25 protein-coding genes and 1 pseudogene are annotated in these 24,356 nt (G+C 66.4%); 6 read left to right on the forward strand and 20 right to left on the reverse strand.

All coding sequences use genetic code 11. The features are described 5' to 3' along the window. Positions 1–5 precede the first annotated feature (5 nt). Positions 6–380 carry a hemerythrin domain-containing protein gene (locus tag ACGFU7_RS27285; RefSeq protein WP_393699055.1) on the forward strand — a complete coding sequence of 125 codons (375 nt, stop codon included), beginning with the start codon at positions 6–8 and terminating at the stop codon, positions 378–380. A gap of 123 nt (positions 381–503) precedes the next feature. Here the strand turns inward: ACGFU7_RS27285 and ACGFU7_RS27290 are convergent, their stop codons facing one another. From ACGFU7_RS27290 to ACGFU7_RS27335, 10 genes and pseudogenes are all read right to left on the reverse strand, one after another. Further along, on the reverse strand, positions 504–1,058 hold the full coding sequence (locus tag ACGFU7_RS27290; protein WP_393699057.1) for a hypothetical protein: 555 nt from the start codon (positions 1,056–1,058) through the stop codon (positions 504–506). A gap of 259 nt (positions 1,059–1,317) precedes the next feature. Next, a pseudogene (locus tag ACGFU7_RS27295) lies at positions 1,318–1,404 on the reverse strand (hypothetical protein); the annotation flags it as partial. A gap of 93 nt (positions 1,405–1,497) precedes the next feature. After that, positions 1,498–2,187, reverse strand: a complete 690-nt coding sequence (locus tag ACGFU7_RS27300) for a 4'-phosphopantetheinyl transferase (protein WP_393699059.1) — start codon at positions 2,185–2,187, stop codon at positions 1,498–1,500. Positions 2,188–2,357: 170 nt separating this feature from the next. After that, positions 2,358–3,533 (reverse strand): MFS transporter, encoded by a 1,176-nt coding sequence (locus ACGFU7_RS27305; RefSeq protein ID WP_393699061.1) that lies wholly within the window; start codon positions 3,531–3,533, stop codon positions 2,358–2,360. 6 nt (positions 3,534–3,539) lie between these two features. Continuing rightward, a complete protein-coding gene (locus ACGFU7_RS27310) occupies positions 3,540–4,109 on the reverse strand; it encodes a GNAT family N-acetyltransferase (protein ID WP_393699062.1) in 570 nt (189 codons plus the stop codon). Continuing rightward, positions 4,110–5,297, reverse strand: coding sequence for a type III PLP-dependent enzyme (locus tag ACGFU7_RS27315; RefSeq protein ID WP_393699064.1), 1,188 nt, complete (start codon positions 5,295–5,297; stop codon positions 4,110–4,112). A 19-nt stretch (positions 5,298–5,316) separates the two neighbouring features. Further along, the gene (locus tag ACGFU7_RS27320; protein ID WP_393699065.1) at positions 5,317–6,630 is read right to left on the reverse strand and encodes a DUF6271 family protein; all 1,314 of its coding nucleotides are present in this window, start codon (positions 6,628–6,630) and stop codon (positions 5,317–5,319) included. Beyond that, on the reverse strand, positions 6,612–7,676 hold the full coding sequence (locus ACGFU7_RS27325) for a phytanoyl-CoA dioxygenase family protein (protein WP_393699067.1): 1,065 nt from the start codon (positions 7,674–7,676) through the stop codon (positions 6,612–6,614). Before ACGFU7_RS27325 ends, ACGFU7_RS27320 begins: the two co-directional genes overlap by 19 nt. Positions 7,677–8,036: 360 nt before the next feature. After that, positions 8,037–8,174, reverse strand: coding sequence for a hypothetical protein (locus tag ACGFU7_RS27330; protein ID WP_393699068.1), 138 nt, complete (start codon positions 8,172–8,174; stop codon positions 8,037–8,039). A gap of 329 nt (positions 8,175–8,503) precedes the next feature. After that, on the reverse strand, positions 8,504–9,481 hold the full coding sequence (locus tag ACGFU7_RS27335) for an ArsR/SmtB family transcription factor (RefSeq protein ID WP_393699070.1): 978 nt from the start codon (positions 9,479–9,481) through the stop codon (positions 8,504–8,506). A gap of 620 nt (positions 9,482–10,101) precedes the next feature. Here ACGFU7_RS27335 and ACGFU7_RS27340 point away from each other — a divergent pair. Continuing rightward, positions 10,102–10,479 (forward strand): hypothetical protein, encoded by a 378-nt coding sequence (locus ACGFU7_RS27340; RefSeq protein WP_393699072.1) that lies wholly within the window; start codon positions 10,102–10,104, stop codon positions 10,477–10,479. Positions 10,480–10,628: 149 nt separating this feature from the next. Here ACGFU7_RS27340 and ACGFU7_RS27345 read toward each other — a convergent pair whose 3' ends face one another. Continuing rightward, complete coding sequence (locus ACGFU7_RS27345) at positions 10,629–11,297, reverse strand: TetR/AcrR family transcriptional regulator (protein ID WP_393699073.1); 669 nt, start codon at positions 11,295–11,297, stop codon at positions 10,629–10,631. 196 nt (positions 11,298–11,493) lie between these two features. Here ACGFU7_RS27345 and ACGFU7_RS27350 point away from each other — a divergent pair, with 196 nt between their 5' ends. From ACGFU7_RS27350 to ACGFU7_RS27365, 4 genes are all read left to right on the forward strand, one after another. Further along, entirely contained in the window at positions 11,494–12,303 is an 810-nt protein-coding gene (locus ACGFU7_RS27350) for a class II aldolase/adducin family protein (protein WP_393699075.1), read from the forward strand. 217 nt (positions 12,304–12,520) lie between these two features. After that, positions 12,521–13,540, forward strand: a complete 1,020-nt coding sequence (locus ACGFU7_RS27355) for a TetR/AcrR family transcriptional regulator (protein ID WP_393699077.1) — start codon at positions 12,521–12,523, stop codon at positions 13,538–13,540. A gap of 199 nt (positions 13,541–13,739) precedes the next feature. Further along, entirely contained in the window at positions 13,740–14,051 is a 312-nt protein-coding gene (locus ACGFU7_RS27360) for a hypothetical protein (RefSeq protein WP_393699078.1), read from the forward strand. Positions 14,052–14,301: 250 nt separating this feature from the next. Further along, positions 14,302–14,478 (forward strand): hypothetical protein, encoded by a 177-nt coding sequence (locus ACGFU7_RS27365; RefSeq protein ID WP_393699079.1) that lies wholly within the window; start codon positions 14,302–14,304, stop codon positions 14,476–14,478. A gap of 229 nt (positions 14,479–14,707) precedes the next feature. On the opposite strand, the gene ACGFU7_RS27370 is transcribed toward ACGFU7_RS27365, so the two are convergent. The 9 genes from ACGFU7_RS27370 to ACGFU7_RS27410 form a co-directional block, all read right to left on the reverse strand. Then, entirely contained in the window at positions 14,708–15,013 is a 306-nt protein-coding gene (locus tag ACGFU7_RS27370) for a cupin domain-containing protein (protein WP_393699081.1), read from the reverse strand. Positions 15,014–15,194: 181 nt separating this feature from the next. Continuing rightward, a complete protein-coding gene (locus ACGFU7_RS27375) occupies positions 15,195–17,741 on the reverse strand; it encodes an ATP-binding protein (protein ID WP_393699163.1) in 2,547 nt (848 codons plus the stop codon). 74 nt (positions 17,742–17,815) lie between these two features. After that, complete coding sequence (locus ACGFU7_RS27380; protein ID WP_393699083.1) at positions 17,816–18,499, reverse strand: response regulator; 684 nt, start codon at positions 18,497–18,499, stop codon at positions 17,816–17,818. Positions 18,500–18,614: 115 nt separating this feature from the next. Further along, positions 18,615–19,280, reverse strand: a complete 666-nt coding sequence (locus tag ACGFU7_RS27385) for a potassium-transporting ATPase subunit C (protein ID WP_393699085.1) — start codon at positions 19,278–19,280, stop codon at positions 18,615–18,617. 6 nt (positions 19,281–19,286) lie between these two features. Continuing rightward, complete coding sequence (kdpB, locus tag ACGFU7_RS27390; RefSeq protein ID WP_393699086.1) at positions 19,287–21,431, reverse strand: potassium-transporting ATPase subunit KdpB; 2,145 nt, start codon at positions 21,429–21,431, stop codon at positions 19,287–19,289. Then, complete coding sequence (kdpA, locus tag ACGFU7_RS27395; protein ID WP_393699088.1) at positions 21,428–23,092, reverse strand: potassium-transporting ATPase subunit KdpA; 1,665 nt, start codon at positions 23,090–23,092, stop codon at positions 21,428–21,430. The genes kdpB and kdpA overlap by 4 nt, the downstream gene beginning before the upstream one ends. Positions 23,093–23,100: 8 nt before the next feature. Continuing rightward, complete coding sequence (kdpF, locus tag ACGFU7_RS27400) at positions 23,101–23,190, reverse strand: K(+)-transporting ATPase subunit F (RefSeq protein WP_393699090.1); 90 nt, start codon at positions 23,188–23,190, stop codon at positions 23,101–23,103. Beyond that, positions 23,187–23,327 carry a hypothetical protein gene (locus ACGFU7_RS27405; protein ID WP_393699092.1) on the reverse strand — a complete coding sequence of 47 codons (141 nt, stop codon included), beginning with the start codon at positions 23,325–23,327 and terminating at the stop codon, positions 23,187–23,189. Before ACGFU7_RS27405 ends, kdpF begins: the two co-directional genes overlap by 4 nt. 268 nt (positions 23,328–23,595) lie before the next feature. Then, a complete protein-coding gene (locus ACGFU7_RS27410; RefSeq protein WP_393699094.1) occupies positions 23,596–23,787 on the reverse strand; it encodes a hypothetical protein in 192 nt (63 codons plus the stop codon). Positions 23,788–24,356: the final 569 nt, after the last annotated feature.

Raw genomic sequence — 24,356 nt, forward strand, 5'->3', positions numbered from 1 at the left:
AGGAGTTGAGCCTGCGGCAGAACTCATGGGGGCTGGGCGCCTACTGTGCCTCGTACTGTCGGCTGGCGACGGCACATCATGAGCGAGAGGATCAGGATCTCTTCCCGTATCTGAGACGCTCCGGACCGGGGTTGGGCCCGGTGCTGGACCGGCTGGTCGAGGAACACCACGCCATTCACGGTGTCATCGAGCGCATCGACCGGGCCCAGGTCGCCCGGGTCGCGGGCAGCGACGAGGATCGGACCGGGGCCGGGGCCGAGGCGGGAGCTCAAGAGCTGCCCTCGGCGCTGGGTCTGCTCGCCGACGCTCTCGTCTCGCATCTGGCCTACGAGGAGCGTGAACTCATCGAGCCGATGACCCGGTTCGGCAACGGCTGGTAGGAGTCATCCGCCGCCGGGCATCCACGCGGTCGGCGGGTCGGGGGCGGGACAATACCTGCGGTCGCGAGGGGGCCGGCGGTCATTTCGGCCGCCGGCCCGGCCTCTCGGACGACACCGCCGTGGTCAGGACTCCTCGAAGTAGACGTCCAGGACCGCGTCGAGTTCTTCCGCCCACTGCTTGAGGTTGCGCCTGGCCGGTGCCTCGACCTCGGCGTTGAACCATCGACGGGTCGACATATGGACCGTGACGGTGAACCGGCGGCCGAGCCGAGGGGTCTTCACCTCAACCGCACCGACCTCGTCCCAGCGGAACTCGGCCTCCTGGTCGTCCAGCCGGAACCGGACGCCGTCACGGTCCGCGGTGATCGACCCACGACGGTCGCTCACCTCGAATACCGGACCGTCCTCTGCCTCCTTGTCGTCAGCCGCGGCTTCGGCGGCTGCCTCCCCGTCGGCTGCCGCATCCTCGGATACGGCCTCCGCAACGGCATCGTCGGGGGCGACGGCGCCGGGCGCCCGCTCCTCTGTCCTTTCCTGGTCCGTCTGTTCCTGGTCCGTCTGTTCCTGGCTCGTATCCGGCTTCCCGGCAGTAGCGGGGGCCGTGAGACCAGGGATGTACGCCGGGTCTGTCCCTGCGGCGTACCCGGGCTGAGTCTTCGGATCTATGCGCTGCTCCACGGCGGGCAGTATGGCCGACGAACCTGTACGAGACCAGTGACCGCCACGCCCCGCGCCTGTCTCCCTCGGCTGCAACCAGGAAGAGGTCCCCGGAGAAGTGGCTTCCGGTGGTGCCGGTGCGGGCGAGGCCCGGTGTCACCCGGCGGGCCTCGCCCGCACCGGCAGCAGGGGTGCGTCGGTCGCCACGACCACGATCACCGACGGAGGCCGCCGCCTCGATCGCGTCCGCCGCATGGCGGGACTCCACGGCCGAACCATGGATGTCGTTGAAGTGGCCGTCCCAGGTCTCCCTGACCACCGGCAGCAGCCACTCGGCGCCCTGCCGCGACGGTTGGCGCGCACCCACTCGAGTACGGGTGCACCCGCACGTCGGACGAGGTGTGAGCAGACGCTTCGCCGTATCGGGCTTCCTTGCCGTGGTGCCCCCTTGCGGCGCCCGCTACCCGGTGGGCGCGCTCGGTGCGTTCTCGACGGCGATCGCGGTCACCACGAGGCCGTCCGCGACCATCCATCGGCCACTGAAAGCCGTAGGGGTTGCCGTCGCCCCGGCGGCCGGATCCGGCCCCGTGGCGGAGATCAGCAGAGCGGCGGTGAAGCTGCCGTTCGAATGGAGGACGATGTCGGCCTCTTCGAAGCCGAGCCAGCGGTGGGTGAGCGGGAACCACGCCTTGTAGACGCTCTCCTTCGCGCTGAACAGCAGCCGGTCCCAGTGGATCTCGGGAGACGCCCGGCGCAGATCGAGCTCGCGCTGCTGTTCCGTCGCGAGCGCGATGGTCTCGTGCACCCCGTCGGGCAACGGCTCATGCGGTTCGGCGTCGATGCCGACGGTGACCACATCCGCCCGACGGGCGATTGCGGCGGCTCGGTAGCCGACGCAGTGAGTCATGCTCCCGACGACTCCTCCCGGCCATATCGGCGCACCGCGCTCGCCCTTCAGGATGGGGGCGGGTGCGATACCGAGCTCGCCGAGCGCGCGGCGGGCGCACCAGCGTGCGGTGGTGAACTCCTTGCGCCGGCCCTCCACGGCTTTACGGATCAGCTCTTCCTCGCCGGGGAAGAGAGCAGCGTCGGGCGGGTCCGAGAGCGCCTCGGCCACGGCCACCTGGGACGGCAGAATCTTCTCGATCATGTTCCCCCCTCGTACCGGCTGTTGATCCATCCATTGCATCGTCTCTGAAGCCCCTGCCCAAAGACTGAAGAATTTTCTGACGCGCCGGCTGCGCTTCGGACAACGTTCTCATGGCGAGGAACGGTCATCACCGGTCCAGCTCGTGGCGAACCGGACCTGTGTGGCAACTGTCACGTCAGGACCGAGGGATCGGGTTTCGTCTCGTCGAGGCTCGGCCAACGGATCTGTGTGGCACACAGGGACACGAGGACGGCCGAGGCGGCAACGGCACCCATGCCCCACACCAGGCTGCTGGCGCTCGCTATGAAGCCGATCACCGCGGGGCCCGCCAGCAAGCCCGTTGTTCCCATGGCGGCGACCAGGGCCAGTGTGTCCGTGCCCTGTCCTGCGGCGGCCACATAGATGCACGGTGTCACAGCTGCGACACCCAGCCCGACGCAGGCGAACCCGATCAACGTCGGCACCACGCCGCCGACCAGCAGGGCCAACGCCAGCCCCGCACCGGCCACCGCGCTGCCCACTCTGACGATGCGTCCGTCGCCCCAGCGGCTGCGCCAGCCGTCGGCGAAGATGCGGGCCAGCACCATCATGACCGAGACGACCGCGATGCCCAGGGGCGCCAGTTCCGATGCCGCGTTGACGACATCCTTCATATAGAGCGCGGACCAGTCGTTCATGGCGCCTTCGGTCACCGTGCCGAACACCATTGCGCAACCCATCCATATCGTCACGCGAGACGGCATGGTCAACTTGCGACGGCTCTTCTTCGGAGCCTGCTGATCCTCCGTCAGCAATCCCGACCGAGTGAGTCCGACCAGCAGCAACAGAATGACGGTGGCCACACCGAAATGTGCCGCAACGGCCGGGGTCAGCATGTTCATACCGGACGCGAGAAGTGCGGCGAACAAGGAACCGGCACTGAACGTCGCATGCAGTTTGGCCATGGCAGTGCGCTGGTATTTGACTTCGAGAGCGGCCCCTTGCGCATTCATCGCGACATTCAGGCTCCCGACAGCGACACCGTCACAGCAAATGATCACAAGAGCGACCGGATAGTTCGGTGCCACAGCCAGCGCAAGCAGGAGCAGGCTCAGACAGAGGGCTGAGAGAAAGGCGAGGCGCCGGGATCCCAGCCGCTTCATCAGCATCGCCACCAGGGGGAACGACGCTGCCGCGCCCGCACCACAGACCATCAGCAACAGGCCGAGTTCCGCCTCTGTCAGGTCGAGCCGTGCCTTGAGTGCGGGGAGCCGCGATGCCCAGGTGGCATACTGAAACCCAAGAAAACAGAACAACGCTGCGATCGCCAGCTGTGCTCGGCGGAATTGATCACGAACGCCAAACATATGAAATCAGCCTACTTCGTCTTCCAGAGGTGTCCCGTGCAATGGCTCATTGGCGAGGTTCGTTTTCCTGGTGCGGCTGTCTGGCACCGACCTGGACATATACACCGCATCTGTGCCGTAATTCCTCGGGGGTGCGACCTCGTGATGGGCTTTGTAACCGTTGGCCGACCAGAAGGTATCGCTGCCTGAAACGGCGATCAATGAGATCTCGTCATACCCCTTCGATCCGGCCGTTGCGGTGAAGTGACGCAGGAGACGCTTCGCCAAGCCCCTTCCGCGAAATTCTTCGGCGATGACGAGATCATGCAGATGCAGGTTACGCGAATGGAAAATGATGTCCTCCATTCGGTTCAGATCCGGATACTCGAACATCGGGTAGGGCAGTGCCAGCAGGTAGCCCGCTACCTGCTGTTCGAAATCCAGCACAAAGCATGTGGCCGGCGAGGCGTGAGCTCTGGACTGCAGCGCGGCCCGTCCTTCCGACAGCCCGTCGGCGGTGTACACACCGGCTTCCAGCGCCGCGATGCCGTCCCAGTCGCCGTCGGAGATCTGCCGTATGCGCACGTCGCGCCCCATCTACTCCAGCCCTTCCAGGGGTTCGTCGACATCGCATGTGTACGGAAGTGGATTGAAGCCGTTGAACCCTTGCGTCATATAGCTGGTGGCATAGGCGCCGCAGGAGAGTATCCAGACCGGATCCCCTGAATCAGCCGATTTGGGCACGGAAACAAGATTGTGCTCATGGGTGTAGGCGTCGTCGCTGTCGCAAGTAGGGCCGGCAACAACAGCCGGCACGTATTCCGCGTCAATATGAGAGGGAAACAGCATCCTGTACTGCAACTGGTCCATCTCATAAAGCCCGTTGAACTTTCCACAGCTCAGGTACAGCCAGTGCTGACGTTCACCGTCCACGAGTTGCCTGGATGACAGTCGTGACACATGTGCCCTGATTGCTCCATGGTCGGCGACCAGATGACGCCCCGGTTCCATGAGGAAGTCCAGAGGGGATTCCGACACCGTTCTGAGCTGCTGTATGCCCTCTCGGATCACGGCGAATATCTTGTCCACCGGAGGATCCAACGGCCTGCCCCGGTTGTCGATATATCCGAGAGCGGGCAGACCTCCACCGAGATTGATGTGGTCCAGAAAGATCTCTCGCTGGTTCAGGGCCGCGATCACTTCGGCAAGGCATTCGAAGGTGTCCTGCCAGGCTTCGGATGTCATTTGCTGTGAGCCGACATGAACGGACAGGCCGGACGGTGTCAGGCCGGCCGACCGCGCGGCCTCCATCACGAGCACCGCGTCGGTTCCCGAACATCCGAATTTCCGGCTGAGACCCCAGAGTGCTCCGTCACCACTGGTCGCCAGCCTGCAGAAGACACGAGCACCAGGAGCATGGGCCGCTATGGCCGCCACGTCTTCCAGGCTGTCGGTCGCAAAGTCCCGGACACCCAGACGATACGCATCGACGATATTCGGGTCGGACTTGATAGTGTTGCCGTAATGTATCTTGCCGATCGGTACGCCGGTTCTGATGGCTTGCTCAATTTCATTGGGACTTGCCGCGTCGAAACCGGACCCCTTCTTCGCCAGACAGGCAAGGACCTCGTCCACAGGACAGGCCTTCATGGCAAAACGGACGGAGATGTCCGGCAGCTCCAGCAACAGTGATTCGTATTGCGCTTCGATTCCTGCGAGATCGAAGACGATCCGGTCCTCGGTGGCGGCAGCCAGGGCGGCGCGCATATGTGCGTTCAGGTGCATGATGATGTTCCGGGTCCGGCTACCGGCGCGGCTGGTGGATGCTGGTGGACTTGCTCGCCTGCATCAGCGGGCCCCACGCTTCGATCAGCAGAGCGAAGTCCTCGATGTCCTCCTGGGCTTCTTCGAGCAGTCTCCGACTGCGCGATGCCAGGATGTCGGCGAACTCGGCGTATCTGCCGCCCAGTTTTCGGTAGGAACGATCGAGGACGTTCAGCCGGTGTACGTTCTCGTCCCGGTCCAACCGGGCGCTTTCCCTGACGAGTTCGACGACCGTGGCCGGCCGGACGCGATGCCGGTCGTCGAGCAGCGATGCACCGGCCGTCGCCATCCTGTCGTAGATGAAATTGAAGTAGAGCATCGACAGGAAGAACTTCGTCAACCGCAATTGGTAGGACATGAACCCGGCGTCGGTTCTACGTTCGGCCGTGTAGAAGTTGACGATGTTGCGGTTGTGCAGGACGCCGGGCAATGTGCCGTCGTACACCAGATGCATGAGGAAGTAGTCGCTGCCGATGGTGTCGGTCGCGGGCGGCAGCGGTACGCGCTCGTACACCTCGCGCTGGAAACTGATGTTGCACATGTCCACGCGCATGGGGTCGACATTGGTCAGGGTCGAGTGATCCCGGACGAACGAGTCGGTGCCCGCCCCCCTGAAGGACTCGTCGACCAGTTCCCTCTTCTCCTCGTCCGACCAATGGCGAGGGGCCCACAGGCTGACGACGTCGCAGTAGATGTCTCGGTCGAGCCGAGAGATCTCGCTGATGTCCACCGACAGCTCACCGACGAAGGAGCTGCCCACCATCACCACCGGCTTGTGTGCGTGCTCCGGGTCCAGCGTGGTCTCGGACACACCGCTTGCTGCGTCGATCGCGGATTTTCCGAGTGAGGTGAGCTCGTGGTGAATGGGAAAGACAGGCTCACCGTTGAGAACTTGATAGTTGCTGTCCGAGTCCCTGCGATGTATCGACCGGCATCCGAGCGCGCTGCCGATCAGGAATGCGCGATTGGTGCAGGCACCGTAGGAAATGTCGGCCGGAAGCATGAGGTCGAGCATCAGATCCGGCTTGATGACGCCGGAACGCTCGATCAGCCGCTGCAGAAAGTCCCTCTGCTCCGCCTCGCCGAGATGATGCACGATCACATTCGGTGCCCGGTGCGACTCGCTGACGACTCTGGCATGCTCAGAAAATGCCTGCGCGTCGGAGGAGTCCAGGATCAGCAGGTGCACCTCTACATCGAAGTGGTCGGCCGCGTAATCCGCTTCCTCACCTATGGCCGATATCGTTGCGGCGCATGCCCTGTTCGTGGGAAGGGTCAGGCAGATTCTACGCATGCCGATTCTCCGGTTGACCGTTCGAGTTCTTGCCCGTTCCAGGATGTGAGGCCCAGCAGCTTTTCGCCGAGGCCGCTCAGTGCGGCAGTGCCGTACCTGAGGGATTCATGCTTCGTGGCGTCGCCGACCAGCGTCTTGTTCCAGTCCGGTGTGCTGAGATGGCGCCACGATTCGACCCGGGACTGCCTCAGCTCATCGTGAGACTCCAGGGCGGGCATCATGGAGAGGTACTGAACCGCACGGACACCGTTCTCCGAGGTGTTGCGTGCCACGCCGTGCGCGAGCAGACCGTTCCAGATCAGCAGGTCGCCGGCCCTGAGCTCCGGTCGGACCACGGGGAACTCCGCCCGGTCGACGTCCGGCCTGATCGGATCGCGGTCCGCCGGCTGAGCGACCTTCCACCGGTCGAACTGACGGAACAACTCGGGCGAGCACTGGAAACCACCCAGCTCCGGCCGGGTGTCATTCAGCGCGATAATCCCCTGGACCCGCTGCGGAAGAACACTGAGCGTGGTGTCGACATCCCAGTGGAGCTCGATGTCAAAACCCTTGTCCGTGGGCGCGATGAGCGCGCGATCGCGGTTCTTTATGTTGGGCGGGTTGAGATTGAGCCGGTCCAGCGTCACCCATAACTCTTCGCAGTCCCACACGTCGACGAACGCGTCATAGACTCGCTGCGCCTGGCGGCTGTCCCATATGAGCTGGTGGTGGTATGCCTCGACGAATCCATAGACATGCAGTTCTCTGTCCAGATCCGACCGGAACGGCTCGTCCTCGTACCAGCTGTCGGGCCGGGCCGGATCCAGCCCCTGGAAATCCCAGGTGAAATCGAGCAGACGTTCCGCCGCAGCAGCGGGAATCGCTTCCTTGACAATGACGTAGCCATAGGTCTGCCAGAAGGCGAAGTCCTCTTCGGACAGCACTCGGAGCGCTCGCGACTTCCGGATGTCCCTCAACGGCGTCTGCGCCAGATACGCCTCACCGTCCGAGCTGAAATATGGGAGGTCCGAAGGGGCTCGATGCAGATATCGGTCAGGCGTCGGCATGCAATCACTCCAGGGCTCAAGTTCTCAGTGGCTAAGCGGACCGACCGCTCCCCCAGCGGTACTTGTACGGGGCACATCACGCGGGGAGCGCGCCCGGACCAAGTGACTGACGTGGCTCGGTTACCCGGTCCATGGGCCGGGTCGTCGCCGGCCTCACGAGTCCGACTCCGCAGAAGGGGTGGGAGGTCATGGGGAGGGTGGCACCGCGTCGCAAGGCGATGGCGGGACCACAGCGTGTGACGGTCGTGCCGCCCCGTTGTCCGGGATCACAACGCCGACACGGAAAGTGCTACGACGACCGCGGGGCCGAGGACAGACGCCGAGTGCTCCGACTGTGCCGACCACGCGGCAGGCGCCGTGTCAGGTCAGTACGGTGTCGAGTTCGCGCGCCTTCGTCGTGGGCCGGCGGGTGCGCACCGCCGGGGCTCCACGACCGTCGCGTTCACCGGCGCCGAGTTCGGATGTCAGGAAGTTGACGGTTCCAGGTGTCTTGCTCACGTCTTTGCGGTCCTCCGGTCGAGCAGTTCCCACCTAGACTTTTGTCGACCGCAGGGCATGGAACAAGCCTTTCGGCGTATGCCGAATCGTCGCAGTTGCGCTCCACGGCGCCGGGCGATTCCCGGTGTATGACCTGGTGAAGGGGCGCAGGACCGCTCTTCTGGCCGGCAAGTGCTACGACGGGTCAGGCCATGATCGAGCCTCGGCCCGGAGAGGGCGCACATTTTCCATGAATTGGCTGTCCGTCAGCTGTCACTCCCGGTGGCACGGTGGCGTGCTCCTGCCGGCCCAACGGCTCTGATCCGATACGGGGATCCGAGGAGACTGCGCTATCGGATGCCGCGTCCGTGCGTCAGCTCCACGGCGTCTGCCGGCTGTTGATTCATGAGGCACTCCGTCAGCGTCACGCCCTCACGATTCAGCTCGTAAAGGACGCGGGTGCCGGCCCGGTGGCGTTGCACCACACCGGCGGAGACGAGAGCCGCCAGATGCTGGGAGACCGTGCTCGCGGCGAGTCCCAGATGGTCGGCGAGAGCGGACGTGGTGATCGGTACGGCCAGCTCACGGACAACGGAGGCACGCCCCCTGCCCAGCAGGATCGCCAGACGGTCCGCGCGTTGAGGCTGGGCGGTGCCGTCCCGCTTCGGTCCGGGGTGCAGGAGGCCCGCTCCCCTCGCCGCGAAGGAGACCACGGTCCGGCCGTCGGCGACCGACCACCAGTGGGTGCCGTCCGCAAACAGCATCGGCACAACGGTGAGGCGGTCCGCTCCGCCCGTGCGCTCGGACGGGAGCCCGAGGTCGTGGAGGAGCGCCGCTCCCCCGCTCATCGCCAGGGTGCGCGAGCGGAAGAGGATCTCCTCCTCCAGGGAACGCGCAAGACCGGCCCCGCGCGGTTCGATCGCGGCCCGCCAGAAGTTGGCGAACTCAACGGCCAGGTAGTTGAGTTGCACTTCCGGGTCACGGATCAGCGCGGCGATCAGAGGGTCGGCGAACGCCAGGGGGTACTCCCGCGCGAGTTCATCGCGGACGAGTCCGGGCGGCGTGCGCATCATTTCGTCGAGCCCATCGGCGACGCTCGCCCTGCGCGAAGTGACGCCCGCGGTCAGGAACGAGGGGATGCGCCCTCGCGGTCGAGCCAGGGCAACGACCGCTCTCAGACGGGGCGTCAGCGCTCCATGTGCGTCGCGGGACCAGGACGAATGCGGCCAGGGCACGTCGGGGCCGTATCGACTCAGCAGGGCGATTCCACCGAACGCCTGCCACAGCTCGCACAACGCCAGGCGCACGTCCGGAGGCTGTCGGTTCATCAGTTCTCCCCGCCGCCGTACACCAGGACAACCGTCTTGACGATGCGGCCCGGCGGGAGCAGACCGAGCGCGTTGCCGGCTGCAGGCATCGGCACTCCGGGCGCGGTACGCCGTAGCAGCAACTGCCTTGCCCTGAACCAGCGTTCGCCTCGCGAAAACAGCACATCCATGGCGGAGGCATGTGACGGCTTGAACATCGACCCCGCCCATTCATCGTGGTCCAGACCAATGATGAACGAGCTTTCGGCAACCGCCCGGCGACTGTCAAGGATCTTGTGCCCCAGGCCACATTCCCATCACTCATCGCGAGCGATCGTGCGCACTCGGCGATCAAAGTTGGTCTAGACATGATGCCGGAATGCCTGTTAGATTCACGCCCGAGAAGCGCCCCGAGAAGCGCCCCGCGAGGCGCTCGAGAAGTGCTTCGACCAGCGCTTTGAACGGACCAACTCCCTTGCCGGGTATACATGTTGGCTTCGCTCTCGTCGCTCAGCCGCAACCTGGGCGGGCGTTCACGGTCAATGCTCGGAGGCGGGCTCCGAATTCCGGATGGTCACGACCACTTGGGCGGGTCGGGCGACGAGAGGGCTGGATACGAGACCAGCACAGTACTCCGCAACATGTCCCTATTTGTCGCGTGCCTACCGGTCGAGCAGCGCACGGGCACTTCGGGCGCCGCATCGGGCATGCTCCAGCCGATGCAGAAGACGGGCGGCCCGGTGGGCCTGGCGGTACTGGTGACTGTCTTCGGCTCGGTGAGCCGCGACTGGGCTGAGAAGCCGAAGGGCGTCGGCCAGAGCCTGCGGGCCCACGCCCACGTCCACGCCCACATCGCCGAGGCCGACGGCATGTCGAGCGCGTTCACCGCTGGAACGGTCTTCGCCGTATTGGCCCTGGGTCTGCCCTGCCGCGCGGGCCGCGCGAACCCCGGCCTCGACCCGCACCACACCGCCTCAGCCGTCACGCGGCGTCCGACGGCATCCAGCTCCAGTGGCTGAGCGACCCCAGCATCGACATGGCGAACCGTGTCCGCCGCGTCTGGCGCATGCTCACGAACGACGACCAGGCACAGAGCACCACCGCCACACCGTAGATCTCCAGAAGCAGATCTACGGAAGTCGGCTCCGGCGCCTGCCGGAGCGGGCCGTTACGAGTGCGCGCTCGCGGAACTCGCACCGGGTCCGGGTTCCCCTGCGAGGGGCCCCTCGACAGCGGGTACGGTCACGGCGGACAGGAGCGGGACGAGGTAGCGGCGCCCGAGCTCCCCAGGCGGCAGTTGGTCGGGTTCGACATAGCTCTGGGCGAGTTCGCCTTCCCGTACGGCGATGAGCAGCCGGGCGAGCTCCTCGGGATCCACGGTGAGGGCGAGGCCCGCACCGCGCACGCATTCAGTCAGAGCGCGGGCGATCTGCGCGCGCAGCCGTGCGTCGTGGCGTGCGAGCATCCAGGCGGCCTGGCGGTCGCGGATGGCGTGGAGCGTGAACTCGGTGGTGACCAGGAACCAGTCCCGTTCGTCGGTTTCGAGTTCGGGGAGGAGTTCGGCGAAGCGGTCGAGCGAGAAGTCTTCGCCGTCGATCGAGTCGACGAGTTCCGTCAGGCGGCTGATGATTCGCTCGCTGTGTGCGTCGAAGAGCGCGAAGAAGAGCTCTTCCTTGCTGCTGAAGTTCGAGTAGAACGCGCCGCGGGTGTAGCCGGCGCGGTCGCAGATCTGCTCGATGGAGGTGCCGTGGAATCCGTGCTCGGCGAAGGTCTCCAACGCCGCTTGCAACAGCGCGGCCCGGGTACGCGGGCGGCGTTTGGTCACACCCTTGGGCATTGACCCTCCTCGCGTTGCATGCGTCGGCATCCGGCAGAGCACCGGCCCGTATCCAATGTCCCAACGTATCCGATACAGGTCTGCATCCTGCTCGCGGCGCTGCGGGAGGCCTTGAATCCGATGCATTTACGTATCCGATACAGAAGCGTATCGTCTGGGGCCCGCACTGCCACCCCTTTCGTCCTGGAGGCACTCCATGACTGACACCACGCCTTCCGCCATCGCTTCCGCCGCAGGCCCGCTGCCCGATGGCGTCACCATCCCCATGCCACCGACGTTCGACTCCGTCGAGGCCGAGCGGCAGTACCGGAAGGAACAACTCGCTGCGGGATTCCGTCTGTTCGGCAGGTTCGGCTTCTCCGAAGGCGTCGCCGGTCACATCACGGTGCGCGACCCGGAGAACCCGGACCGGTTCTGGGTCAATCCGTTCGGCATGAGCTTCAACCAGATCAAGGCGTCCGACCTGCTCCTGGTCGACCACGAGGGCACCCTGCTGCACGGCAACCGCCTGGTGAACAAGGCCGCCTTCGTCATCCACTCCCAGGTGCACGCCGCCCGCCCCGACGTCGTGGCCGCCGCGCATTCTCATTCCCTGCACGGCAAGGCCTTCTCCAGCCTCGGCATCCCGCTCGACCCGATCACCCAGGACGCCTGCGCGTTCTTCGAGGACCACTGCCTCTACAGCGACTACCAGGGCGTGGTCGACGAGCTCGAGGAAGGCAAGCGGATCGGCGAGGCCCTCGGCGGACACAAGGCCGTCATCCTTCAGAATCACGGCCTGCTGACCGTCGGCCACTCGGTCGCCGAGGCCGTGTGGTGGTTCATCACCATGGAACGCTCCTGCCAGGCACAGCTGTTGGCGATGGCGGCCGGCACACCGAAGCTCATCGACCGGGAGACCGCACTGCTGACCCGCGGCCAGGTCGGCACCCATCTGGCGGGCTGGTTCCAGGCCCGTCCGCTGTGGGACCAGATCACGGCATCCGATCCCGACCTGTTCGACTGACCACGTGCCGGCGCACCCAGCCGGCGATGGCCGCCAGGTGCGTACCGACGGCCCGTGAGGCGCCCGACACCCGCCGTTGGACTGCACGCTGCGTGGCGGCGCGACCCTGCTTGTGCGCCCGGTTGGACACCCTCACCGACGGGAAGCAGCCGTACATGTTCCACCGCCACGCCACTGACCCACTTTTCAGCGCGCGTCGAAATGGTAGCTTTGGCGGATGGGAGAGATTCCGGACGACTCGGCCGAGCGGCACTGCAGGACATGCGGAGCCCAGCTGGAGAGCAAGGCGCGGGGGCGGCCGCCGGTGTACTGCGGCCGTGCCTGCCAGTCGAAGGCCTTCCGGGCCCGGAACGCGAAAACCGCACCTCCACAGAGGTTGCCCCGGCAGGCGAACGCGGGGACCGACGCAGTGCTGGAACTGGCGGAGCTGATCGGGAAGGAAGTCGACTCCTTCGTCTCGCAGCTGGACTCACCGGCGGGGGACGAATCGCGTGAGGCATTGGCCCACCTGAACCTTCGACTGCCGGTTCTGATGGCCCAGTTGCTGGACCAAGCCGGGCGATCGACCGGGTCGACGCCGCCCGGCGGAACAAGCGCAGCCGTTTCGACGCGCGCAGAAAACGGAGACACCGGGGCCGCCGGAGAGGCCCAGGGGGCAGACGAGCGCAAGCGCGGCCCGTACGCCAAGGGGGTCGTACGCCGGGCGGAGATCCTGAGCGCCGCTCTCGAAACGATCGCCGAGCGCGGCTACCACCAGTCCACGTTCCAGGAGATCGCCGAGCGGGTCGGCGTGCGCCCCGGCGTGATCACCCACTACTTCGGCTCGCGGCAGAACCTGATGACGGCGATCGTGGACGCCCGCGACATGGTGGACGCACCGGCCCGCACGGCCGCCGGCGGGGACGTCCGGCGCCTGCTGCAGCAGCTGCACCGCATCCCGGGCCTCGTCAAGCTCTATGTGAACATCAGCGCCGAGGCCACGGACGAGGCGCACGACGGGCACGACTTCTTCATGGCGCGTTACGCCCGCCTGCGCGACACCCTCGCGGACGAGTTCCGGCAGCGGCAGGCCGCCGGCGTCATCGACGCCGACGCGGACCCCGCCTGGCTGGCACGGGCGACCCTCGCACTGGCCGACGGGCTTCAGCTCCAGTGGCTCTACGAACCCGGCCTCGACGCGGGTGGCGACATCGAGACCTTCCTCGACCGGGCGGCGCGCCCCACCTCCTCGCACTGAGGCGGGCGGCTGCCGGATTTCCATCACGCCAAATCTGCACGACAACCAATTTTCGGGTTAACGTCTCCACACCCCGGCGACATGCGGTCGCTACTGGCGCAACGGTGCCCAGGAGGAGACATGCCCGAGCTCAAGCCCCCGGCGACGGGCCCAGTGGCCGGAGACCACCGGTCTCGCGGCGATCGGCAGCGAGAAAACGGTGTGGCAGCACGCCGACATCGCCCGCCAGGAGTACCTGGCGGTGGGCATCCGGGTCGCGCTGCGCCCGCAGATCGACCTGGCCACCGAGCCGCGCTGGTCACGGATCAACGGCACGTTCGGCGAGGACGCGGACCTCCGAGATGCAGGTCGTAGCCGTCGTCGAAGGCTCCGACCACCTTGGCGAAGGTCGGAAAGCGGCGGGATTCCGCGAGTCCAGCACCCCGTGAGGCCTGAACCGATGCGTTGTCCGGGACGTCCAGGACGGCCCGCAGGTTGGGGATGCTGCCGCCGCTGGGAATGTGCAGCGTGAGAGTTTCGCTGTCGCGCGCTACGGAACCGAAGAGGGCGGCCGTTGTCACCGAACGCTGATCACCACTGGCGCGGCATCGGCCGGGCGGGCGAGGCGTACCCCATTCGCCCCGTAGTGGTTGCTGTGGCGCGGAGGTGGGGGTGGGCTGTCACATGCGCCCAGCGACAGACGCGGGCGCAGAGGAGAGGCACCCCCGCCGAACGAGCGGGGCGGGCCCTCCACCGACCTACACGAGACTTGGAGATTCCCGATGTCATACCGCCAGGGACAGCGCGTGGAGTACCGGGACCAGCAAAACCACAAGCAGCAGGGCGAGATCCGGCAGACCGAGGGCAGCGGGGCACAGACTCGCTATGCCATCCAGAACGACAAGACCATGCGGGAAGAGAAGATCAACGAGAACCAGATCGATCGGGAGCTTTCGTAACGGCCCTGCCGACGCGGCCGCCGGTGCACCGAGCCAAAGTGCATCGGCGGCTGCTCGCTCCCACTCAGCGGCTGAGTCCGTCGATTCCCCCTGATCGCGGCCGAACTGCGGTGACAACGGGGGACAGCGCCCAGGTCCCAGCCCGTCATCCCGATGCGTGGACGCGGTCAGCCGGACCGCGATGCACATGCTCGCCGCCCTGGACCTGACCGCCGGCGTGCAGTACCCCTCACCCCTCGGGCACTTCCACGATCACCAGGGTGCCCTGGCTCCCTGTGCGAACGGCATGCCGGGCACCCGCCGTCACCACGTACATCTCACCCGGCCCCACTGTCACTTCGGTATCTTCCACCGTCAGTTCCAGCCTGCCATCGACTACGAGCAGCACCTCAGCGGTGCCGTGTGTCTCCTCCTCAACCGGCAGTTCGTCCATGCGCAGCACCTTGACGCAGGCCGTCCCCACCTCGCCCAGTGGACGAGATCTCCAGGCGTCCGGCAGAGCGGCCGCGGTCCGGAACAGGTTGACCACACTCATGACATGCCTCCCAACGGGCCCCTCCGGTCATGCCGGGAGAAGTCCGCACATCGCGATCAATGGATGCTTGGAAGCTACCCGAGCAGGAACAACAGGTGATCGACCGTTCGGCAAAACCTCTCACAGCGCTCAGCCGACCACCGGGTGACGGTTCCGGGACGAGCCACTGGCGTCTCCCCCTTCAGGACGTGGCTGTGGCCGGGAGGTCAGGGCGGGCCGGCGGATGGCCGACCGCGGCGGGCAGCGTGAGGACCATCGTCATGCCACCTGCCGGGGTGTCCTCGGCGGTCAGCGTGCCGCCGATCGCCTCTGCGAACCCGCGGGCGACCGCGAGCCCGAGGCCGACCCCGGCGCCGCGCGGGGCGTCGCCGTAGCGCTGGAACGGTGCGAAGATCCGGTCCTTCGCCTCGTCGGGGACGCCGGGGCCGCGGTCTGTCACCCGGACTTCCACACGATCGGCGATCGCGCTGGCCGACACCACCACGGGCTCGCCGTCGGGGGCGTACTTGACCGCGTTCTCGACGATGTTGGCAACGGCGCGTTCCAGCAGGCCCGGGTCGACGGCGACCATCGGAAGGTCTTCGGGGATGTCGAGGACGACGCTGTCCGCCGGTACGCCGCCGAGCGCCATCGGGACGACTTCGTCCACGTCGATCTCACGGATGAGCGGGGTGACGGTGCCGGTCTGGAGGCGGGACATGTCGAGGAGGTTGCCGACAAGGTGGTCGAGCCGGTCCGCGCCCTCCTCGATGCCTTCGAGGAGCTCGGCCTCGTCCTCATCGGACCACTCCACGTCGTCGGACCTGAGGGAGGAGACGGCGGCCTTGATACCGGCCAGCGGCGTTCGCAGATCATGGCTGACGGCGGCGAGCAGGGCGGTGCGGATGCGGTTGCCCTCGGCCAGTTCGCGGGCCTGCGCGGCCTCCCCGACCAGGCGCTGCCGGTCCAGTACCACGGCGGCCTGGGCGGCGAAGGCGGCCAGCACCCGACGGTTCTCTGCGGGCAGTACGCGGCCGGAGAGGGCCAGCGCCATGTGGTCGCCGACCGGCATGTCCACGTCCGCGTCCTCGGGGCGTGTGAGCGGACGGGCCGTCCCTGCGGCGGCGGTGCAGGTCCAGGGATCGACGTCGCTGTCGCGCTCCAGCAGCGCCACGGAATCCATATGGAAGGTCTCGCGAACCTGTTCCAGGAGCGGTTCCAGGCTCGTGTCGCCGCGCAGCACGTTGCCCGCGAGGAAGGACAGGATCTCGGACTCTGCGCGCAGCCGGGCGGCCTGATGAGTACGGCGGGCGGCCAGGTCCACGACAGAGGCGACCGAGACGGCCACCCCGACGAAGATCACGATGGCGACGATGTTCTTGGGGTCCGCGATGGTGAGCCTGTGCAGCGGAGGCGTGAAGTAGTAGTTCAGCAGCAGCGAACCCCAGGCGACCGAGGCCAGTGCCGGGAGAAGCCCGCCGATCAGCGCCGCAGCCACCGTCAGTGTCAGAAACAGCAGCATGTCGTTGGCCAGGCCGACGTCGGGGGCGACGCCATTGAGCAGGAGAGTCAGCAGGACGGGGCCCAACACGCCGACGAGCCAGCCCCAGATGATCCGGGCCCTGCCGAGGCGGGCCCCGCGGGCCGCCGGCAGGCCCCGGCCCTTGGCCGCCTCTTCGTGGGTGACGATGTGGACGTCCAGGTCGGGTCCCGACTCACGGGCGACGGTGGCACTGACTCCGGGGCCGAAGGCGTACTGCCACGTCCTGCGGCGGCTGACGCCGAGCACGATCTGGGTGGCGTTCACCCCACGCGCGAAGTCGAGCAGAGCGGACGGGACGTTGTCGCCTATGACGTGGTGGAAGGTGCCGCCGAGGTCCTCGACCAGGGTCCGCTGGACCGCGAGCTCCTTGGGCGAGGCGGAGGCCAGGCCGTCGCTGCGGGCGATGTAGACCGCAAGCACCTCGCCGCCGGCGCCCTTCTCGGCGAGCCGGGCGGCGCGGCGGATGAGCGTACGTCCCTCGGGGCCGCCGGTGAGACCGACCACGATGCGCTCGCGGGAGCCCCAGATCTTGGAGACCCGGTGTTCGGTGCGGTACTCCTGCAAGTATTCGTCGACCCGGTCCGCCGTCCACAGCAGCGCCAGCTCGCGCAGCGCGGTGAGGTTGCCGGGCCGGAAGTAATTGGACAGGGCGGCGTCGACCTTGTCCGGCTTGTAGACGTTCCCGTGAGCCATTCGGCGGCGAAGTGCCTGGGGCGACATGTCGACCAGCTCTATCTGGTCCGCGCGGCGAACGACCTCGTCGGGGACGGTCTCCCGCTGCCGTACGCCCGTGATCGACTCCACCACATCACCGAGCGATTCCAGGTGCTGGATATTGACCGTGGAGACGACGTCGATACCGGCCTGGAGCAGTTCTTCGACGTCCTGCCAGCGCTTGGCGTTGCGGGAACCGGGCACGTTGGTGTGGGCGAGCTCGTCGACGAGGGCGACGGCCGGGCGGCGCTCCAGCACCGCATCGACGTCCATCTCGGTGAAGACGGTGTCGCGGTACTCGATCTCACGGCGCTGAATCTGGTCGAGGCCGTGCAGCATCACTTCGGTACGGGGCCGGTTGTGATGTTCCACGAACGCGACCACACAGTCCGTGCCACGTTCGATCCGGCGGTGCGCCTCGGAAAGCATCGCGTATGTCTTGCCCACACCGGGTGCCGCGCCGAGGTAGATCCGGAGCTTGCCGCGTCCCATGGTTCCGATCTTTGCAGTCAAGGGGCTGGTTTACAGGTCCGCGCCCGCAGCGGCCTGCCGGACCGCGGAGCGACTCACATCTCGAAGCGGTAGCCCATACCGGGGGCAGTGATGAGATGCCGGGGGTGCGAAGGGTCGGGTTCGAGTTTGCGCCTCAGCTGGGCCATGTAGACACGGAGGTAGTTGCCCTGTGTGCCGTAGGTGGGGCCCCATACTTCCTGCAGCAGTTGCTTCTGGCTGACGAGCCGCCCGCGATGGTGGACCAGTACTTCCAGCAGGTGCCATTCGGTCGGGGTGAGGCGGACGTCGCGCCCGTCCCGCCTGACCTTCTTCGCGAGCAGGTCGACCGTGAATTCCGCGGTCGCGACCATCACCGAATCATCAGTGGGCGGCGCAGCCGCCGTTCGGCGGGATGCGGCCCTGAGCCGGGCCAGGAGTTCGGCCATGCTGAACGGCTTGGTGATGTAGTCGTCCGCCCCCGCGTCGAGTGCTGTGACCTTCTCGTCCGAGGTCCGACGGGCGGAGACCACCAGGATCGGTACACGAGTCCAGCCGCGAAGCCCCTTGATCACGTCGATGCCGTCCATGTCGGGCAGGCCGAGATCCAGCAGTACGACGTCCGGTGGGCGCGCGGCGGCCAGCCGAAGAGCCGTGCCTCCGTCGGACGCGGCGTCCACCTCGTACTTGCGTGCCTTGAGATTGATCTCGAGAGCGCGTACGAGCTGTGGCTCGTCCTCCACCACCAGCACCCGGGTCATCGGCGTGCCGCCTTTCTGCTGTGCCCGAGAAGCCTCTCGTCATGGGCTGGGGCGGGAGTCCGAGGCCCGAGGACACTCCTCGGGCCTCGGACTCCCGCCCACCGGTGTAAGGCGATCACTTCTCGGTGAGTTCCTTGAGTGCGATGTTGAGCTGGAGGACGTTGACCCTCGGTTCTCCTATGAAGCCGAGGATCCGGCCGTCGGTGCTGTCCGCCACGAGTTTCTCGACCTGCTTGACGTCGAGGTGGTTGCGCTCGGCGACGCGGTGTATCTGGAGCTGTGCGTATGCCGGGGAGATGGCGGGGTCGAGGCCGGAGCCGGAGGAGGTGACGGCGTCGGCCGGCACATCGGCGGGGCTGACGGGGTGGCCGGGGACAGAGTTGTCCTTGACGACGGCGGCCTTGGCGGCGGTGACCCAGTCGATGAGTTCCTTGTTGTCGCCGGAGCGGTTGGTCGCTCCGGACAGGATCAGCTTGTACTGGGTGTTGACGCTGTTGGTGCCGAGACCGTTGGAGGGGCGCGGCTGGAACCACTTGAGGTCCGGGGCCGCGGTTTCCTGTCCCTTCTTCAGTGGCAGGTCGTAGCGCTGGCCGATGAGTTCGGAGCCGACGACCTTGCCGTTCGCGGTGATCTCGGAGCCGTTGGCCCTGTTGGGGAAGATGCCCTGGGCGACACCGGTGACGGCGAGCGGGTAGAGCACGCCGCACACAATGGTCAGGACGAGCAGGGCGCGCAGTCCGGCCCACAGCAGCCGGGCGGTGTTTCCTACGGAGTTGTTCATGGCAGGTCAGCCGATTCCGGGGATGAGGGAGATGATCAGGTCGATGATCTTGATGCCGATGAACGGGGCGGCCAGGCCGCCCAGTCCGTAGATCCCGAGGTTGCGCCGGAGCATCGAGTCGGCACTGCTGGGCCGGTAGCGCACACCCTTCAGGGCGAGCGGCACCAGCGCGATGATGATCAGCGCGTTGAAGATGACCGCGGACAGGATCGCGGACTCCGGGGAGGACAGCTGCATGATGTTCAGCTTGTCCAGACCCGGATAGACCACCGCGAACATCGCCGGGATGATCGCGAAGTACTTCGCGACGTCATTGGCGATCGAGAATGTCGTCAGCGCACCACGCGTGATCAGGAGCTGCTTGCCGATCTCGACGATCTCGATCAGCTTGGTCGGGTTGGAGTCCAGGTCCACCATGTTCCCGGCCTCCTTCGCGGCCGAGGTACCGGTGTTCATCGCCACCCCGACATCCGCCTGGGCCAGCGCCGGTGCGTCGTTCGTGCCGTCACCCGTCATCGCGACGAGCTTGCCGCCCGCCTGCTCCCGCTTGATGAGAGCCATCTTGTCCTCGGGCGTCGCCTCGGCCAGGAAGTCGTCCACCCCCGCCTCCTGGGCGATGGCCTTCGCCGTCAGCGGATTGTCACCCGTGATCATGACGGTGCGGATACCCATGCGGCGCAGCTCGTCGAACCGCTCCCGCATGCCCTCCTTGACAACATCCTTGAGGTGGATGACACCCAGCACACGGGCACCCCTCTCATCCTCCAGCGCCACCAGCAACGGCGTACCGCCGGCCTGGGAGATCTGATCGGTGAGTGCCTGCACGTCCTGCGAGACGCTGCCGCCGCGCTCCTTGACCCAGGCGATCACCGAACCGGTCGCGCCCTTGCGGACCTTGCGGGCCTCGCCGTTCTCGGAAAGGTCCACACCTGACATGCGGGTCTGTGCGGTGAAGGCCACCCACTCGGCGTGCCGCAGCTCGCCCCGGTGACGCTCGCGCAGTGCGTACTTCTCCTTGGCCAGAACCACGATGGAGCGGCCCTCGGGAGTCTCGTCGGCGAGCGAGGAAAGCTGGGCGGCATCCGCCAGTTCGGCCTCGGTCGTGCCCTTGACCGGGACGAACTCGGCGGCCTGCCGGTTGCCCAGCGTGATCGTGCCGGTCTTGTCGAGCAGCAGCGTCGAGACATCCCCCGCCGCCTCGACCGCCCGGCCCGACATGGCAAGCACGTTGCGCTGCACCAGCCGGTCCATGCCCGCGATACCGATCGCGGAAAGCAGCGCACCGATGGTCGTCGGGATCAGACAGACCAGCAGGGCGGTCAGCACGATCATCGACTGCTTGGCGCCCGCGTAGATCGCGAACGGCTGCAGGGTGACAACCGCCAGGAGGAAAACGATCGTGAGGGACGCGAGGAGAATGTTCAGCGCGATCTCGTTGGGCGTCTTCTGCCGGGCCGCACCCTCCACCAGAGCGATCATCCGGTCGATGAACGTCTCACCCGGCTTCGTCGTGACCTTGATGACGACCCGGTCGGAAAGCACCTTCGTACCCCCGGTGACCGCGCTGCGGTCACCGCCCGACTCACGGATGACCGGAGCCGACTCACCCGTGATCGCCGACTCATCCACACTCGCGACGCCCTCGACGACATCCCCGTCACCAGGAATGATGTCACCCGCCTCACAGACCACCAGATCACCGATGCGCAGCTCGGTGCCGGGCACCTGCTCCTCGGTCCTGCCGTCCTTGGACAGACGGCGCGCGACAGTGTCGCTCTTGGCCCTGCGCAGCGTGTCGGCCTGCGCCTTGCCACGCCCCTCGGCGACCGCCTCCGCCAGATTGGCGAAGACCGTGGTCAGCCACAGCCAGACCGCGATCGCCCAGCCGAACCAGTCGCCCGGGTCCAGACACGCCAGCACAGTCGTGACCACCGAGCCGACCAGCACCACGAACATCACAGGCGACTTGATCATCACCCGGGGGTCGAGCTTGCGGACAGCGTCCGGGAACGACCTGAGCAACTGCTTGGGGTCGAACAGACCCCCGCCGACACGGCCTTCGCTCTGGTGACCCGTGGGCACGTCCTGGTGCGGCGCCCGGGTGGGGATGACAGTGGACATCGAGTCCTCTTGCTTCGTACGAGTAGTCATGACGCCAGCCCCTCGGCCAGCGGCCCCAGCGCGAGGGCCGGAAAGTAGGTCAGCCCGGTGATGATCAGGATCGTGCCGACCAGCAGCCCGCTGAAGAGCGGCTTGTCGGTACGAAGCGTGCCCGCCGTGGCCGGTACGGGCTTCTGCTCGGCGAGCGAGCCCGCCAGCGCCAGGACGAACACCATCGGCAGGAACCGGCCCAGCAGCATCGCGAGCCCGATCGTCGTGTTGAACCACTGCGTGTCCGCATTCAGCCCGGCGAACGCCGAACCGTTGTTGTTCGCACCCGAGGTGTACGCATACAGAATCTCGGAGAAACCATGCGCACCGGTGTTGGTCATCGAGTTGCCCGGGGTCGGCAGAGCCATCGCCGCGGCGGTGAAGATGAGCACCAGCGCCGGGGTGATCAGGATGTAGCAGGCCGCAAGCTTGATCTCACGGGTACCGATCTTCTTCCCCAGATACTCCGGGGTACGGCCGACCATCAGACCCGCGATGAACACCGCGATGATCGCCATGATCAGCATGCCGTACAGACCCGAACCCGTACCACCCGGCGCGATCTCACCGAGCTGCATGCCCAGCATCGTGATCCCACCACCGAAACCGGTGAACGAGGAGTGGAACGAGTTCACCGCACCCGTCGACGTCAACGTCGTGGCCACCGCGAAGATCGACGAACCACCGATCCCGAACCGCGTCTCCTTACCCTCCATCGCCCCACCCGCAATATCGAAAGCAGGCCCATGGTGGGCAAACTCCGTCCACATCATCAGCGCGGTGAACCCGAGCCAGATCGTGGCCATGGTGGCGAGGATCGCGTAACCCTGCTTGAGGGAGCCGACCATCCGGCCGAACGTGCGGGTCAGCGCGAACGGGATGACCAGGATCAGGAAAATCTCAAGAAGGTTGGAGAGCCCGTTGGGATTCTCGAAGGGGTGGGCCGAGTTGGCATTGAAGTACCCGCCGCCATTCGTACCCAGCTCCTTGATCGCCTCCTGCGAGGCGACCGCGCCACCGTTCCACTGCTGCGAGCCGCCCATGAACTGCCCGACCTCATGAACGCCGGAGAAGTTCTGGATGGCACCGCAGGCGACCAGGACGACCGCACCGATCACCGAGATCGGGATCAGGATCCGGACGGTGCCGCGCACCAGGTCGGACCAGAAGTTGCCCAGCTCACCCGTGCGAGAGCGGGCGAAACCCCGCACCAGCGCCACCGCCACCGCGATACCCACCGCGGCCGAAACGAAGTTCTGCACCGCCAGGCCACCGGTCTGCACGACATGACCCATGGCCTGCTCGCCGTAATACGACTGCCAGTTGGTATTCGCCACGAACGACGCCGCCGTGTTGAACGCCTGATCCGGATCAATCGAGGAGAAACCCAGCGAGCCGGGCAGACCGCCCTGGACACGCTGCAGCAGATAGAGGAACAGGACACTCACGGCGGAGAAGGCCAGGACACCGCGCAGGTAGGCGGGCCAGCGCATCTCCGTGTTCGGATCAGCGCCGATGGCCTTGTATATCCACTTCTCGACCCGAAGATGCTTCTTCGAGGAGTAGACACCGGCCATGTAGTCGCCGAGCGGACGGTACGCCAGCGCGAGCGCCGCTATGAGCGCAAGGAGTTGGAGCACACCAGCAAGGACAGGGCTCATATCGGGGCTCAGAACCTCTCCGGGTAAACAAGGGCGAGGACGAGATAACCCAACAGGGCAACAGCCACGATCAGACCGACAACGTTCTCGACAGTCACAGCTTCGCCACCCCCCTGGCAATGAGAGCCACCAACGCGAACACCGCGATCGTGGTGACGACGAAGGCCACATCGGCCATCGTGAACTCCTGGAAGAGATTCGGATGTGAACGGACCTGACCAGGAAAGCGCCCCATCAAGCGCATACTCGCGCCGTTGACGGGCCTCTTACGGCCATTGGCGCGCTCTTGACGACCTTCTTACGCCCACCCGTCCGACCTGCGAAGAATCCGGTGCGCGTTACACCGAACGAGGGAGTGCGGCCCACTGACCACGGCGTTTTTCGGTCACTGGGGAGTGTCCGTCCGCTGCGGCCGGCCCCCGCCCGTAAGGGCGTCCGGACCGCGGCGCGCGCTCGCCAGGACCACGCGGTCACCCGGCCGGCCCAAGCTGCCGTAGACCGCTTTAGACCCGGAATTCGGCCAGCCGCGGGCGCAGCCCGAGCACGGTCAGGGCGCCGTCGGCTGCGGGCAGCAGCCCGGAGACGGTATGCCGTGCATCGTCGTAGAAGCCGATGGCCTTGTCGTACGGGACGGACATGCGGCCCTCACCGGCGTTGCCGCTGGACAGCAGGGCGTTGGCCACCTGTGCGTCCATATCGTTCAGGGCGAAATCGAGGCCGGCGGCATTGGTGGTACGGGGAGCGTCGCGGTAGGCGGCGTCCCGGGTTCCGGAGGCCGTGAGTCCTGCCGTCAGGGGCAGAAGTGTCGTACGACCGGGATGTGACGTGTTTCGGCTTCGGTCCGGCCCGCCGCCTCCGGACTGTGCGCGATACCGGCGGTGCTGGTCACGCGCCCTCCAGCCGACGTCATGGACCGGTCGTCCGGTTCCCCCGTGCCGGTCACTCTCAGCCGGTTTCCGGCCATGGAAGGCGGGCGTCGACATCAACCTGACGCTCTTTCAGCACTTCTTGAGACCCGCCTGACGCCGGGTATCGGAGAACTGTCAGAGGACCGTAAATACCTTAGGATATAGGCGAATTGGCGGCATCGCCGCCCCTAGAAGACTGCTGTGGCCGCTCAAGGTCGCGGACGTCAGTGGCATGACAGCGCCCCGGGGTTCCTCCCGGGTCGCGTCTTCGGCGGCGGGTACGCGGCGGCGCCTCCCCGCGCCCGCGTCCGCACACGGCCTTGCCGGTGCCGGGATCCCGGCACCGGCAAGGCTCG

Source organism: Streptomyces sp. NPDC048473 (assembly GCF_043200155.1).
In the GTDB taxonomy this organism is placed as follows: domain Bacteria; phylum Actinomycetota; class Actinomycetes; order Streptomycetales; family Streptomycetaceae; genus Streptomyces.